This window comes from Priestia sp. FSL P4-0332 (assembly GCF_038005845.1).
Classification (GTDB): domain Bacteria; phylum Bacillota; class Bacilli; order Bacillales; family Bacillaceae_H; genus Priestia.
On sequence record NZ_JBBOUA010000001.1, the window covers coordinates 1775389 to 1791396 of the forward strand.

Consider the following 16008-nt stretch of genomic DNA (forward strand, 5'->3'; position numbering starts at 1 on the left):
AAAATGGTGCGAATAATAGATGTAGCAAAAAAAGCAAATGTTTCAACTGCTACAGTGTCAAGAGTACTAAGTAAACCTAACACTGTAACGGAAGAAACGACTGAGAAAGTATTACAAGTAATTAAAGAATTAAACTATCAGCCAAATGCATTAGCTCGCCAGTTAAGAACATTAGAAACCAAAACGATTCTAGTCATTGTACCTGATATAACAAATCCTTTTTTTTCTAAAGTATTAAGAGGAATTGAGTCTGTAGCCGTCATAAACGGATATCAAGTTCTGCTTGGGGATACGGGCAATGATTTGGAAAGAGAAAATGGGTATTTAAACATACTTCTCCAAAAAAAAGCTGATGGAATGGTTTTACTAACGGCGAGAATGAAATCGAAGAACATTGAGGAAATGGCTCTCAAATATCCTGTAGTTTTGGCATGTGAATATATAGAAGGTTCAGCCATCCCCACCGTTTCTATTAATAATATCAGTGGGGCTCAAAAAGCAACAGAATATTTGGTTAAGCTGGGACATAAAAGAATAGGATTTATATCAGGTCCTCTAGATGGAGTGATAGGCCAGGATCGATTAAAAGGATTTTATCAGACAATGGCACGATACAACCTTACAATTGAGTCCGTTCTAGTGCAGGAGGGTAATTTTTCTTATGAAAGCGGTTTTAATATAATGAATCAATTTTTGGATCTTAATCATCCTCCAACAGCCGTGTTCGCAGCCAATGATGAGATGGCATTTGGAGCTATAAATGCTATTTCTTCAAAAGGATTAAGTGTTCCACATGATATTTCCGTAGTAGGATTTGATGATATAAAATTTTCATCTATTTTCAAACCGGCTCTTACAACCATCTCACAGCCAGCTTTTGAGATGGGCACGATGGCAATGAAATTACTTATAAAGTTGATGAATAAGGAAGAAATTGAAAGACATCAATACCTAATGGAAGATCAGCTTATCATACGTGATTCATGCTCAACACATATTTCATAAGGGAATAAGAGTTCTTTTGAAAATGTATCTGATGATTTAAATCTTCTTATTTTTTAAAAATTAAGATGTAATCGATTACAAATGGTTGGAAAAAGAATTATTTAATATCCGATTAAAAAGGGATTTTTAGTTTAGATTTCTGATAAGTACAATCAAGTACAAGTACAGGTAGTAAAAACAACTTCTTCTTATAATGAATTAAAAAATACAGTCTTTGTCTAGAATACTTTGTAATCGATTACATGTATTTTGGTTCAATTATTTCTTATCTAAATTAATTTAGGGAGGTGATGAAATCCCAGTATTAATACACTATGCACTCATAAGGAATCTTTAAAGATAGGGGAGAAACCATGAAACTAGGATATCAGACAAATACGTGGGGCGGGGTAGTAGGGCACCCTGCCGGAGTCACTTCGATAAAAGACCTTTATTACCTTGCAAATGGATCAACAGAAGAAGCTTTAAAAGATATTGCAGAAGTTGGATATAAAGGATTTGAAATGTTTGACGGAAATCTAATGGAATTTAAAGATAGAAAAGAAGAATTTAGAGCATTGCTGAACCGTTACTCTTTAGACTTTATTGGAGTTTACACTGGAGGGAATTTTATTTTCCCGGATATTTTGGAAGAGGAATTATTAAAAATTGAAGAGGTTGCAGCTCTTGCTTCTGAACTAGGAGCGCAGCATCTAGTAATTGGCGGAGGAGCTATCCGTACGAATGGTATTTTAGAAAGCGATTACGCTGATTTAGGCAATGCGCTTAATCGGGTAGTAGTAATTGCAGAGAAATATAATCTTATTCCAAGCTATCACCCGCATTTAGGAACAAACGTAGAGGCCCCAGACCAGCTGGACAAATTAATGGCACTAACAACGATTAATTTATGTCCGGATACAGCGCATATCGAAGCAGGTGGAGGGAATCCGGTAGAAGTAATTAAAAAATATGCAGATCGCATTAAATATATTCATTTCAAAGATTATTATAATGGAGAATTTCTTCCTTTAGGAGAAGGACATCAAAAGTTTGACCAGATGATCCAAGCGCTGGATGGGATTGGGTATGATGAATGGCTTACAGTAGAATTAGACAGCTATAATGATCCGAAAAAAGGAGCAGAAATCAGCTTTAACTTCTTATTAAGTTTTGAAACGGCAAATAAGTCTTAAGGTCAAGGAGAAAGTAACAGAGATAATATATTAGGAACTTGAAGCCTAATTTACCATAACGATATAGCAGATGTTATTTAAAAGATAGTAGTTCCGAATAAATAGACTACTTTCATAGGAGGAGAATAAAAATGAAAAAGTTAAACGTAGGTATGATTGGCGGAGGATTTATGGGGAAAGCGCATGCACTTGCTTATGCAGGTATGCCAATGTTTTTTTGGCCGGCACCAGCAATTCCTCAACGACACACAGTCGTTGATGTGACCGAAGAGTTAGCAAAAGATGCAGCGGAACGTTTAGGATTTGAAAACTATTCATCTGATTGGAGAAAGGTAGTAGAAGACCCTGAAATTGATATTATTGATATTGTAACACCAAATGACTCTCATGCAGAGATTGCCATTGCAGCTGCCAAAGCAGGTAAACATATCATTTCAGAAAAACCGTTAGCACGAACTGCAGCAGAAGCAAAAACAATGCTTGACGCAGTAAAAGAAGCAGGTGTTAAACATATGGTCGCATTTAACTATCGCAGAACACCAGCCGTTGCTCTAGCAAAAAAATACATTGAGGAAGGAAGAATCGGAAAGATTTTAAACTTCCGAGGCACATACCTGCAAGACTGGTCTGCGGATCCTAACTCGCCTTTATCATGGCGCTTCCAAAAAGAACGAGCTGGTTCAGGTGCATTAGGTGATATCGGAACACATGTGATTGACTATGCAAGATATCTTGTGGGTGACATTTCAGAGGTAATGGCTATTGCAAAGACATGGATTGGTGAAAGACCGATTCAAAGTGGCGGTGTAGATAAACTAGGAACTGTAAAGGCAGAAGCTGATGTACCAAAGGGTAAAGTTGATGTAGACGATGAGTTTTCAACTTTAATTAAATTTAATAACGGCGCAGTAGGAAGTATTGAAGCGACTCGTAATGCCTGGGGTCGCAACAACTTCTTAACATTTGAAATTCACGGAGAGAAAGGTTCATTATACTTTAACTATGAACGCCGTGATGAGCTTCAAGTATGTTTCTCCGATGATCCAAGTGATAGCCGCGGATTCAGAACGGTTTATACAGGACCTGCACATCCATATGGAGAAGGTCTATGGCCAATCCCAGCATTAGGGATTGGCTACGGGGAAACAAAAATTATTGAAACATATGATTTCCTCAAATCAATCGCTGAAGATACAAGCGTATCACCAGATTTTGAAGATGGTTATCAAATCGCCGTTATTTCAGATGCTATCCTTGAATCAGCTGAAAAAGGTATTTGGGTTAATCTTACAGGAAATTTAGTGAAAGCTTAAATGATAGTTTAGTAGAGGCTAGTCCTAGTAGACTAGCCTTTATTAGAAATAGGGTTGTTGATTTGTGATTCGGTCGATAGAAACAAGTCAACAAACGGCTATAAAGGTTTTAATTCTCTTTTTAGCTACTACGTAAGTAACAGAAATCATGGAAAATACAGTTTATTAAGGTGGAGAAAGAAATGGGAAAAATAAAAGTTGGAGTTATTGGGACAGGATTCATTGGGCCTACTCATATTGAGGCTATCAGAAGAATCGGTTTTGTAGAAGTAGTTGGATTAGCAGAACATGGCCAGGAAGTAGCAGAAAAAAAAGCGGTTGAACTTGGAATTCCGAAAGCTTATGGGGATTATCGTGACATGTTAAAAGACAGTGATATTCAAGTTGTTCATAACTGTACACCTAATCACCTTCACTTTCAAATTAATAAAGAAATTATACAAGCAGGCAAACATGTGTTATCGGAAAAACCATTAGCTATGTCTAGTGAAGAGTCTGCCGAGCTATTGAAATTAGCTAAAGAGCACCAGGTCGTACATGGCGTAAACTTTAACTACCGCCAATTTCCGATTGTAAAACAATTAGAAACGATGATCAGAAACGGTGAGTTAGGGAAAGTCAACTTAGTGCACGGAAGTTATTTACAAGACTGGTTATTGTTCGAAACAGACTTTAATTGGCGTTTAGCTCCCGAAGTCGGAGGGAAATCACGAGCGGTGGCGGATATCGGTTCTCATTGGTGTGATACAGTTCAATATGTAACAGGTAAAAAAATCGTCGAAGTTTTTGCTGATCTAGCAACTGTTATACCAGTAAGAAAAAAATCTACTTCTCAAGGATCTACTTTTGGGGGACAAAAAGGACAAGAAGAAACATATGAAGATGTTCCGATTAACACAGAAGACTATGCATCTGTTCTTGTACGTTTTGAAGACGGGGTAAAAGGCTTATTTACTGTGTCTCAAGTAAGTGCAGGGCGAAAAAATAGGCTAAGCTTCGAAATCGCTTGCAGTCAAAATTCTGCTTTTTGGAATCAAGAAGAACCAGAAAAGCTGTGGATTGGCTATCGAGATCAACCAAATCAAACTCTTCTTGCAGATCCTACTTTATTTAATCCTGAAGCAAAATCGTCCATTCATCATCCGGGGGGCCATAATGAAGGCTGGCCGGATGCATTAAAAAATGGATTATTGAATTTCTATACCTTTATTCGAGAAGGTAAAAATCCTTTAAGTGATAAAGCCACTTTCGCGACATTTGAAGATGGACATATGTCCATGTGCATTACCGACGCCATTTTAGCAAGTCATGAACAACAAAAATGGATGAAGGTGAAGGTAAAGCAGGAGGTACGTGCATGAAATTAGGGGTGTTTACAGTTCTTTATCAAAACTTACCTTTTGAAGAGATGCTGGACAAACTATGTGAAATGGGTGTAGAGGCCGTTGAATTGGGCACAGGCAATTATCCAGGAAACAATCATTGTAATCCCGATGAATTACTAGAGAGCCCAGAGAAATTAAAAAGATTTCAAGCTGCCCTTAAAAGTAGAGGACTTACAATAAGTGGTCTAAGTTGTCATGGAAATTTACTGCATCCAAATAAGATAGTTGCCAAAAAGGCTCATGATGTGTGGAGAAAAACAGTTTTATTAGCTGAACGTTTAGAAGTGCCGGTGATTAATGGATTTTCTGGGTGCCCAGGTGACCACCCAGGTGCCAAAAATCCGAACTGGGTAACCTGTTCTTGGCCGCCGGAATATACGGAAATCCTAGATTGGCAGTGGAATGAAGTAGTCATTCCTTACTGGAAAGAGGAAGTAAAATTTGCAGAGTCACACGGTATCCATCAAATTGCGCTTGAAATGCACCCGGGGTTTGTTGTGTATAACCCTGAAACTCTCTTGAAATTAAGAGAGCATGCTGGGCCAAGTATTGGAGCTAATTTTGATCCAAGCCATTTGATTTGGCAAGGGATTAATCCAGTAGAAGCCATTAAAAAACTTGGTCGAGAAGAGGCTATTTTTCATTTTCATGCAAAAGATACGTATTTGGATCAGGCAAATATTAGCGTTAATGGAGTATTAGATACAAAACATTACAGTGATACTTTGAATCGTTCATGGACATTTAGATCCGTAGGATATGGGCAAAACGAAAAAGTATGGAAAGATATGGTGAGTGCGCTTCGTGCGGTAGGATATGACTATGTGATATCCATTGAACATGAAGATATGCTAGCTTCGTTAGATGAAGGGTTAAGTAAGGCCATCTCTTTATTAAAAGGCGCACAATTTAAAGAACAATTAACTGAAATGTGGTGGGCGTAACAGTATATTTCCTATATAATTAATGATAAATACCCAGTCGGGTATTTATCATTAATCATTGAAGAGAACCATCTAATGAGTAAATGTGACTATCAGCATTGTTAAATATATAATTTTGAGGTGAGTAAAATGAATGCGATTTCAAAAAGAGAGCAAAACACCAAAGGTCTTCCATCAGCTATGATTTGGGGCTATATCGCAACTCTAATTTTTATGGTAGGAGATGGTCTAGAACATGGTTGGCTTTCACCGTATCTTATTGAACATGGCTTAACCGTTCAACAATCTTCTACTCTCTTTGCAGCATACGGAGCTATATTAGCAATCGCCTCCTACTTTTCGGGTGTCCTTACAGAAGCATGGGGACCAAGAAAGGTTATGATAGCAGGCTTGGTTATCTGGTTAGTAGGTCAAATTCTTTTTATTGAATATGGTCTAAAACCGCATAATTATGCAGTTATGTTACCAACTTATGCTATTCGAGGATTTGGTTATCCTTTATTTTGCTATTCGTTTTTAGTTTGGGTTACGTATCGCAGTCCTGAACGTATTTTAGCTACGGCAATAGGGCTATTTTGGGCAGCATGGAGTGGGGGTCTTTATGTTGTTGGAAGTTATTTTCCAGCTTATATGATTCCGAAAATCGGATATATCGGATTAATGTGGAGTGCGGTCGTATGGGTGTTAATCGGTGGATTAATTGGAGTTGTTGTTGTAAAAGGCCAAGTACATGAACGTGAGGGTAACGGCAAGGAAAAATTGAAAAATTTACTCAGTGGACTAACTATTTGTATTGAAAAGCCAAAAATTGCAATAGGAGGAGTTGTTCGTATAATAAACTCCACCGGCGTAGGTGCTCTTCCAATCTTTTTCCCTCTATACTTGTCCTCTGAATATGGATACAGTACAGAAGAATGGTTACAAATATGGGGAACTATGTGGGTGGCCAATATCTCTTTTAACTTAGTCATTCCCTATATCAGTGACAAATGGTTAGGTTGGCGAAAGACAATTATGTGGATTGGCAGTTTCGGTTGCGGTGTAATGACTCTGGTTATGCTTTATACTCCTCAAATGTTCGGGCATAATTTCTGGGCATTAACTGTGGTAGGCATATTTTTTGGAATCGTTCTATGTGGTTATGTACCACTCTCTGCTCTAGTAAGTTCACTAGCACCTGAAAAGAAAGGCTCAGCTATGGCTATTGTAAGTTTTGGGGCTGGAATGTCTTACTTTATTGCACCTGCAATTGTAGGAACATTCATTGGTAGCATGGGTGTACACGGAGTCATGTGGATATTTGCTGGTTTGTATTTTGTTAGTGCTATTTTGATGATATTTATGAAATTACCAGGTGAAGAAAAACAAAACAAAAGCAGTTATTCACCTGAGAAACAAGTGGGTTGAAAGTAAGGATAATCAATATGGCAGACAGGCTTTTATACTGTTTTAACGAAGTACTAAAGTGAGTAGATATCATATAACAAACATAATAAAAAAGTCCTTGAAATTCAAATAATTTCATGGATTTTTTTATTTTCCTAATGGACAAGTTAACAGGTAAATTCTTTAGAGATGTTAACAATGCATGAGGTATTTTATACTCCCATTTAAAGAATCTCTGCCTAAAGTGTATGAATCGAATGAGATAATCGCAGAAATAAAGTATCCATCGTATTAAGGTTGTTCATATGCAAAATTAATAAATAACTCTTCTTTCTTAGCCCTTCTGCTCTAATTCTTAGTCAGCGATTTCCTCCACATTTAATACAGCAAATACCTATTTGCTCTTGTAGAGTAAAGCTCATTTTTTTGACGTGTTTCTTCTATTGATGATAAAGAAAGAATAAATAAACTCTAAGATTGTAGCTAAAGCTAGAATAGGCACAGTAACTTTAATTATAATACCAAAAGTACTTGCTGTATCAACTGATAAAAGAAACAATCGAATTGTAACTACATACAAAATTATCGAAGTGACTAAAGAAACTATTGATACCTTTAACGCATTAAAAAAAGTTCTCCATATAACTGACCGTTTTTGGTGTTTATTAACAGAAAATCAGTAGGATATTTAAGTTAATGTAGAGAAGAAATTGTGAATAATTGAAACAAATATGCAGATTTAATCATTCTTCAAATGTCCCTATATTCTTTTTGACTCTTATTATTGATTGACAACCTCTATCTAAGATAAATCGTACTTATTATTGAAGATAAGTCTTATAACAGACATTGTAAATCTAACCAATAATAAGGAAAAAGAGAGAGAATAAAAAGTAGTTGTCCAATTCCATCCATTTTTATATTTAATAAGACGTGTATTTTTTTTTAACCATAGCTCAGCAATAGTCATAGGTATACTGAAATACAGAACTTTTAAAAGGCACTGAATGATGCGGGAATCCTTAGTTAGTTGATTATAAAAGACACACGTAATTGGGAAAAGTATGTAATCAAACAACACGCTTGTTTTAACTTGTTTTGGAAATCGGGTGGGATATTGAACATAGCCTCTTTTTACAACCAGATTATCGACCAATGATGCATAGTAACTTTTTATAAAGAAAACAAGGAGCCATTCCTTTGCAAGTGGTTTTTTTATTAAATATATAAAAGAACTAATACCAAAGAAATAAAGGAATTTTACAAGGTTTATTTCAAATTTTCGACCCAATGTTTAGCACCTCCACAAAGATAGTTTATCTTTGATGTAGGAGGTTATACTAAGGGAATTCCAATTTTAGATCAGTAAACAGTGAATAAGCAAGGTTCTATTTTGATATAAAATTGTTTCCTGGTTATGAACATTTTCACTTAAATTAACGGCTAGCAAATGCTTAATATGTACAATCGCTTTCTCACTTATTTGAAATAGAAACGGTCACCGTGAAAAAGAACTCAATTTGGGTTCTTTTTTTTCACTAAATTAATTACAGAAAACGACTATACCATTGTACGGAAATGCCTGTATTATAAGCGATGTGAACGAGAAGTACTTAAAAGTAAAATTAATTGTAGGGGTTTGCGATCTATGAGATATCGATTTTATATGAATGGGGATGAGTCGGGGAAATTGAACGGCAGTAAGCCCAATTTTGACATCATTGATGATGTTGTCATGGGCGATGCTTTCTTTGTTGGTGGAGGAATGTACTTAAAGTAATGGGGCAGGTTAGTTGAAGAAGGAATTCTTTCCTTGGCTATGAATAACAGGTGTTGTAAAACTATGCAGAACCCGAAGGAACAAAAGCGGAAGCGTGTAGATGAGAGGCGTGACTCCAGACAAGCTAGCGAGAAGGTTTGCTCTTTAGTCTTCTTGACGGATTGGCTTATACCCGTGCTGGAGCTGGACATTCTATAAAATATAAAAGAATAAGCACAGGGCAGCTCTACTTCTTCAAAGAGGAAAGAATCCGTCCCTGTGATTAAAAACTTATTTTCTTTTGAGAAGCCAGTCTTGAAAATCGATGGCAACTATTCTTTCACCTGTGATTCCCTCTGCAGCAGCTGAGGCTAAAAAAACAATCGGCTCGGCCATAACCCTTGGATCTAATAGCTGGAATTTTGATTCAATCTCTTTTCGGACTTCGTCCGGAATCATCCCGGTAGTAGTGGCACCACCCGGTAAAAGCATATTCACCATAATTCCATATTCCTTTAAATCTTCGGCCATTATATATGAGAGTGATTCAGTGGCTGCCCTCGATGGTCCATAAGGTACAAAACCCTTTCTTTTCATAGTCTCATGATTCATAGAAATATTAATGATTCGCCCATGACCTTGTTCCATCATTAAAGGAGCAAACCCTCGAGCTACTAAAAAATATCCTGTGAGATTGGTATCAATTAAATCTCGAAACCCCTCTGGTGTTACTTTAAAAAATGGCTGAGGCTCGACTAAAAAACGCGGGTTTACTGTCCTCATCCCAATTCCCGCATTATTGACGAGAACATCGAGCTTCCCCCATTCTCTTTTCACCCATTCGACCGCATTATTGACGGATTGTTCTGATCGAACATCCAAAGGAATTCCAACAGCAGGATAACCCTCACGCTTTAATTTCTCTACTGCTTGATCCAATTTAGTTCCAACTCTAGAAGCTAACGCCACCGTGGCTCCAGCTTGAAGCAAAGCCTCCGCCATGGAAAATCCTAGGCCGCTTGAAGCACCTGTTACGAGGGCATGGATATTTCTTAAGTCTTTTGTATTCATTGGCATTTTTCCTCCGAAATGTTATTAAACCACTGACTGATACAGTATTCTATGTAATCATCACTTTATACGAAATTTCTTTAAAAAGCAAAGCTATGATAAAAGAGTAGTGGACTTAAATTGCTAAAGGTAGAAGTGCTTATTGTGCTAAAGAGGCAGTTTAGCTTAAATACATTTCCTCATAAAGTTAAAAAAGAAAATTTTCCTAATTTCTTATTTATAACAGCTTAATGTTGATTCGGGAATATTGAACTTCGCTACCTGCTAATTGAATTCTACTTCATCTGGAGACCTTTAAATTAAAATGTTTCCTTTCTTCTGACAGACTTATTAAATTTCGAAAACAATCAATTCAATCATCTTTTCGTATAGAAAAACTTATTAAGAAACATGCATTAGAAAAAATATAAACCATATATATGAGATATCCCGTTTGAATGTTTGAGGAGGATATTATGAAACCTATGTTACCTAGTGAAAAATATTTCGGTAATTTAGAACTAGTTTATGCATTTTATGGGGCTATGCCTACAGGTGTTACTGTTTCAGAAACCGGTCGTATTTTCATTTGCTTTCCGAAATGGGGAGACGATGTTAAATTTACAGTGGCGGAAATTATTCAGGATAAATTGCAGTCTTATCCTAATTTAAAAACTAATTTGGTTAACTCCGAAAATATCACAATGACTTTCATCAGTGTCCAAAGTGTAGTTGCTGATGGAAGGGGAACGCTTTGGATATTAGATACAGCGGCACCCAATTTTTCTGAACCTATTAAAGGGGGAGCAAAATTAGTCGCTGTTGATTTAGAAACCAATACAATAAGAAAAGTATATACCTTTACAGAAGATGTTGTTCTACCTACAACTTATCTGAATGATGTCCGTTTTGATTTTCGCGTTGGAAAAGCAGGTTATGCCTATATAACAGATTCTTCTTCAAGAGGACCAGGAGCTATTATTGTCGTAGATTTATCAAATGGAAACGCGTTTAGACGGTTAAATGGAGTAAAATCAACTTCACCCGATCCCTATTTTTTACCGAAGGTAGAAGGTGAAATTTTGATGAATAGAAACATAGATGGCTCAACTTCCCCATTTAGATTGGCTTCTGATGGAATAGCAATTTCTCCCGATGGCAAAGTTTTATTTTTTTGTCCACTAACCAGTCGTCATCTTTTCTCAATTTCAACAGACGTTCTAAGAGACCGAACTATACCAGATAAAGATTTAATTTATCATGTGGAGTATTGGGGAGAAAAAGGTGCGTCTGATGGAATGATCACCGATGCAAAGGGAACTGTTTATGCTGGAGATTACGAAAACAACAGTATTCGTAAGATATTGCCAAATGGCATAATGGAAACTATCGCACATGATCCAAGAATTTTGTGGCCGGATACTTTTTCAATTGGTCCGGATCAATATTTGTATGTCATTGTAAACCAATTACATCGGCAGCCTAGATTTCATTATGGAAAAGACTTACGAGAGAAACCTTATAGTTTACTTCGTATCAAAATTGATGAATTTCCTGCTCCAACCTTTTCATAATAAAAATAGTCAATTAATTGTTTTCATTATATAGTGTAAAACAAACACGAGTAAGCAAGAAGTATTAAATTTATTTACTTCTGCCAAATAAAATCAAAATGGTTTAATAGAAACAGTTTATTTGGTTAGTGTTAAACTGTTCCAGGAAATTTTTCATAATATCGGTAAATTCAATGCTGTATTGATATTATTTAAATCCAAACTGATCTGTTCGTTTGTATCCCAAGCATGGTAATCCTTATAAGCTTATTTAATAACATCAATACCGCATACATATCTAGTTAACATGATCATTACCGGAAGAGTATTAGTATAAATCTTTATAGAGTAAATTTTTTGATAAGTATTACCTAATATGTTAATTCTCGTGCAAACATTACTCCTAGCAATAGACCTTTTAGATAAGTAAAATAGACTTTTATCGGGGGATTGAAAATAATAATTTTATGTTATAAAATGAAAGCATTCTACAATAAGGAGGATTATTAAAAATGACTGTTTCAATCAGATTGCGTATCCGTACTTTGAACAAGTAATTTAATATGTTCAAAGGCTCTGTTTAATACTTGCAGAGTAAACAGGATCAGTCTGTCCATTTTTAATAATCTTCAACGGGCATAGCAATGTGTGACATGAGGAAAGGTGGGTTCATCTATCTTTCTTTTGTTATACCTAACCTAAAAATGCACTCATTTACCTTGAACAATCTACTGTTATGGTTTCTTCGAGGTATTACTGAGTACATGGAGGTTGATACTTGGTTACTTTAAGCTGCAGACAGAGATTTCTGCAGTTTTTTTGTGTTTCTAACTGTTGATTTATACTGATAAATAGCTATTAATTGATAACATTAGTTGTGAGAAGAAGAGCTGTAGAGAATAAAAAGGGCAACGAACAAAGTAAAAAAAATTGAATATTTATGGGAGGATAATTAAGATGAATAAACTAGAAATTAAAGAATTAGCAAAAAGAAAAGGCCTAAATGTAATCGAAAAAACAATGAAATTGAATGAATCAGGCTTAGATTTTCAAGTTGCCCATGCAGAGGATGAGCAGGGACAAAAATGGATTTTACGAATCCCGCGCAGACTAGACTCTATGGCAAAAGCTAATCAAGAAAAGATGGTTTTAGATGCTGTAAATCGATATACAACCATTCAAGCACCCAATTGGGAAATTTCCACCGATGAACTCATTGCTTATAGATTATTAGACGGAGTGCCTGTGGGTACCATTAATCCTAAAATTCAAAATTACGAGTGGGTTTTAGATATAGAAAATATTCCATCCACATATTACGAATCATTCGGACGCATGTTAGCAGAGTTACATCAACTGCCAACAAACGTAGTAAAGAAGGCTGGTATTAAGGTTTATACGGCAACGGAAGCAAGAGAGTTAATGAAAGAAAAAATGCAAAAAGTAAAAGATGAATATGAGGTGCGTAATAATTTGTTGAATCGTTGGGAAGCCTGGGTAGCTAATGATGATATGTGGCCAAACTATACCGGCCTTAGCCATGGTGACATTCATCCGGGGCATATTTTAATTAATCACCAATCAGAGGTCACTGGCTTAATAGATTGGACCGAAGTAGCCGTTACAGATGTATCTCGTGATTTTCTTGCTCACTATTTATTTACTGGAGAAGGTGGATTGGAAAAAGCTATTACTGCATATGAGAAAGCAGGGGGAAAAGCGTGGCCACTTATGAAAGAGCATATCATAGAGTTAGCAACAACACAGGCAATTACTGTTGCTGAGTTTGCTAAAAGCTCTGGGATGCAAGAGTATAAAGATATGGCCCAACAGATGCTTGGTCCAATTGAGTAATAAAATAACTTTGATAAAAACTTATATAATGAGCAAACTACTTAAGAAGTCTTTTGGGACTCCACTTACAACCTAATTTATTTATCAGTAGAAAAAGCCATCTTCCCCAAAGGTAGCTTTTTCGCCTTTTAGTTACCATAATGGATTCTCTAGGAACGAACCATAAAAGAGAACCCTTTAGTCAATCTCAGAATTATTATAAGGGCCTTTTAAATTTATAAAAATCAAGAAAGTGCAAAAAATGGAGGATAGAAGATACTAATTTTATAATCCAAATTATTCTTTTTTAGTAATTAACGAAGTCGTCATTCCACCTATGAAAATTGTCGAACATGAAAAAAGAAACGTTTTAGGTCCTAATAAAGGAAGACCTGCTGTTATGATAAAACCATCTATAATTAAAATAACCATCCCTATGTTTAAAGAAAAAGCTTTTGATATAAGTTGTGCTAGTAAATCTGTTCCTCCTGTGCTTGTCTCATATCGAAGCATAAGACCAATCCCCGTCCCAATACACACTCCTCCAAGAATTACACTAGGAAAAACAGGAAGTTGAAACTGGTCTTTAATAGGTTCTAGCCAATCAATCAATAAAGAAGAAATAACTAAACCATAAAAACTATTATAAAAATAAGTTCTTTCATAAACCCAAGCAAACCAGCATAATGGAAAACCCAAAATAATAATCATCACACCTGTAGGAAATTCAAAATAATAGTGAAGGATGAGAGCAATCCCAATTGTTCCCCCATCTAACAAATAATGAGGAACTAAAAATCCATTAATTCCTATACTTAACAATAAGCTTCCGACTAGAACAACCAGTATTTTCTGAATAATAATCACCTTTTCAGTCAATTTATCTCTTACTATATGTATAAGCTTTAGCTAGCTGTCATGAATGTTTTTATCGGAAAAGCGCTTTTTAATTTTATAGATCAGGGAAGTTATAAAAAATACGGATTCAGAGCTGAAAGTATTCTGACTACACTATATGTTTTCATTCTTTATCAGGCAACTTGCCTAAATTGAATACTTTTTTATCATTTGAGCAAACTACTCAAGATGTCTGAACGGCGTCTTCCACTGCAACCTTGTAAGAAAGAAAGCTGCCCTCCCTGGCAGCTTTCTTTCTTATCGATTATCTAGGAATAAAATTCATTAGTGTAACTACACTATTCATGATGATTAAAGTCATCAATAAAAACATAGTTTGCAATAGAAAAAACTACTGCTGTCCCAGTAGTTTTTTCTATTTTTAGGTAGTTTGTTTTTTAAAGGACAAAAAGTCATAGCACTTTAAAAACAGGCATATGATTTATAAAGACCTCAACGTGCTTATAAATTGAATTAGTAGATAACCCTTGAATGTATTGATTCAAATGAAAGGGTGTATATATGAAAAAGTTACTATTTATCGTGGTATCTCTCTTAACTATGATTGCTTTGTTTGCATGTAATAAGGATTCTGAACATAAGCAGATGAAACACGACATGGCAAACATGGACCATAACGATTCTTCAAAGGAAAAACAACAAGTTGCAGTACAAACCGATTGGAAGTTTGAACATTATCCTCAGGCTAATACAACCAACCAGTTAACAATCACAATCAAAGATAATAAAGGGAAGCCTATTTCTGAATTTGAGGTAAATCACGAAAAGAAAATGCATCTGATTGTTGCAAGCAAAGACTTGTCAAAATATCAACACATCCATCCTACTTATAAGGGAAAAGGTGTGTTCACAGTACCTGTTACGTTTACTCAGGGAGGATCATTTCAGTTAATTGCTGACTTTGTACCGAAAGGACAATCGGATACAGTTCAAATGCATACGGTTTCTGTTAAAGGAAATACACCAGCTCCTGTTAGCCTTACACCTGATAAGAAATTAGTAAAAACTGCGAATGGGAATCGATTGTCTCTTAAAATAGATAGCCAGCTAAAAGCGAATCAGGAAACTATGCTAAATTTTTATTTTGAAGACGCTCAAACCAAACAGCCTATTCAGGATTTACAACCATACCTTGGAGCTGTAGGACACGTTGTCATTCTAAATCAAGACGCAACAAAATATCTGCACGTACATCCGATGGATGAAAGGGTAAAAGGATCTAATGCTATGTTCCATACAACATTTCCTTCACCTGGCATCTATAAAATTTGGGGAGAGTTTCAGCGCAGTAACAAAGTCTTTATAGTTCCATTCGTAGTGGAAGTTAGTAAATAACTAAAAAAGAATCTATCTCTGTGAGTTATTCGTCAATCATTCTTTCTGTATAAACCACTTCAGATAAATTAGATCATCCAAAATACATTTATATTACAGCAAGGAATTACTGTTGAGGGACAGTAGTTCCTTCTATTTTTTGACTCTATAACCTATGAATGTTCAGTTAACATAATACCTCTTTACGGTACACAACCTAAAAAGGAACCCTTATGGGAGTAAGGGTTCTAACAGAGTCATTTTTATAGAATATGCAAATTTTTATACATTCTTTATGTATCAATGTTTCTCTCTAGGCTAAATGGTAATGGGATGCATAAAAATCTTGTTTTATATACACTTATAAAAATTA

The 16008-nt window shown here is 35.7% G+C and carries 13 protein-coding genes; 10 read left to right on the top strand and 3 right to left on the bottom strand.

The window, feature by feature from the left end; translation table 11 throughout:
* Window positions 1-3 precede the first annotated feature (3 nt).
* From MKY06_RS09005 to MKY06_RS09030, 6 genes are all read left to right on the top strand, one after another.
* Window positions 4-1005 (top strand): LacI family DNA-binding transcriptional regulator, encoded by a 1002-nt coding sequence (locus MKY06_RS09005; RefSeq protein ID WP_098278179.1) that lies wholly within the window; start codon window positions 4-6, stop codon window positions 1003-1005.
* 353 nt (window positions 1006-1358) lie between these two features.
* On the top strand, window positions 1359-2180 hold the full coding sequence (locus MKY06_RS09010) for a sugar phosphate isomerase/epimerase family protein (RefSeq protein WP_057274749.1): 822 nt from the start codon (window positions 1359-1361) through the stop codon (window positions 2178-2180).
* Between the two features lie 131 nt (window positions 2181-2311).
* A complete protein-coding gene (locus MKY06_RS09015) occupies window positions 2312-3493 on the top strand; it encodes a Gfo/Idh/MocA family protein (protein WP_098278178.1) in 1182 nt (393 codons plus the stop codon).
* A 182-nt stretch (window positions 3494-3675) separates the two neighbouring features.
* Window positions 3676-4854, top strand: a complete 1179-nt coding sequence (locus MKY06_RS09020) for a Gfo/Idh/MocA family protein (RefSeq protein WP_098278177.1) — start codon at window positions 3676-3678, stop codon at window positions 4852-4854.
* On the top strand, window positions 4851-5822 hold the full coding sequence (locus tag MKY06_RS09025) for a sugar phosphate isomerase/epimerase family protein (RefSeq protein ID WP_098278176.1): 972 nt from the start codon (window positions 4851-4853) through the stop codon (window positions 5820-5822). Before MKY06_RS09020 ends, MKY06_RS09025 begins: the two co-directional genes overlap by 4 nt.
* 129 nt (window positions 5823-5951) lie before the next feature.
* Window positions 5952-7229: an MFS transporter gene (locus tag MKY06_RS09030; protein ID WP_098278175.1), complete on the top strand. Its 1278-nt coding sequence runs from the start codon at window positions 5952-5954 to the stop codon at window positions 7227-7229.
* Window positions 7230-8010: 781 nt separating this feature from the next.
* On the opposite strand, the gene MKY06_RS09035 is transcribed toward MKY06_RS09030, so the two are convergent.
* Window positions 8011-8499, bottom strand: a complete 489-nt coding sequence (locus MKY06_RS09035; protein WP_098278174.1) for a CBO0543 family protein — start codon at window positions 8497-8499, stop codon at window positions 8011-8013.
* Window positions 8500-8856: 357 nt separating this feature from the next.
* On the opposite strand from MKY06_RS09035, the gene MKY06_RS09040 reads away from it, so the two are divergent.
* Window positions 8857-8988, top strand: a complete 132-nt coding sequence (locus MKY06_RS09040) for a hypothetical protein (protein WP_255256000.1) — start codon at window positions 8857-8859, stop codon at window positions 8986-8988.
* 270 nt (window positions 8989-9258) lie between these two features.
* Here MKY06_RS09040 and MKY06_RS09045 read toward each other — a convergent pair whose 3' ends face one another.
* On the bottom strand, window positions 9259-10038 hold the full coding sequence (locus tag MKY06_RS09045) for an SDR family NAD(P)-dependent oxidoreductase (RefSeq protein WP_223268918.1): 780 nt from the start codon (window positions 10036-10038) through the stop codon (window positions 9259-9261).
* Window positions 10039-10493: 455 nt separating this feature from the next.
* On the opposite strand from MKY06_RS09045, the gene MKY06_RS09050 reads away from it, so the two are divergent.
* Both MKY06_RS09050 and MKY06_RS09055 read left to right on the top strand, forming a co-directional pair.
* Window positions 10494-11591, top strand: coding sequence for an L-dopachrome tautomerase-related protein (locus MKY06_RS09050; protein WP_098278172.1), 1098 nt, complete (start codon window positions 10494-10496; stop codon window positions 11589-11591).
* A gap of 936 nt (window positions 11592-12527) precedes the next feature.
* Window positions 12528-13424: a macrolide 2'-phosphotransferase gene (locus MKY06_RS09055; protein WP_013056487.1), complete on the top strand. Its 897-nt coding sequence runs from the start codon at window positions 12528-12530 to the stop codon at window positions 13422-13424.
* A gap of 276 nt (window positions 13425-13700) precedes the next feature.
* On the opposite strand, the gene MKY06_RS09060 is transcribed toward MKY06_RS09055, so the two are convergent.
* Entirely contained in the window at window positions 13701-14282 is a 582-nt protein-coding gene (locus MKY06_RS09060; RefSeq protein ID WP_098278171.1) for a YitT family protein, read from the bottom strand.
* 540 nt (window positions 14283-14822) lie between these two features.
* On the opposite strand from MKY06_RS09060, the gene MKY06_RS09065 reads away from it, so the two are divergent.
* Window positions 14823-15656 carry a hypothetical protein gene (locus tag MKY06_RS09065; RefSeq protein WP_025601732.1) on the top strand — a complete coding sequence of 278 codons (834 nt, stop codon included), beginning with the start codon at window positions 14823-14825 and terminating at the stop codon, window positions 15654-15656.
* Window positions 15657-16008 lie beyond the last annotated feature (352 nt).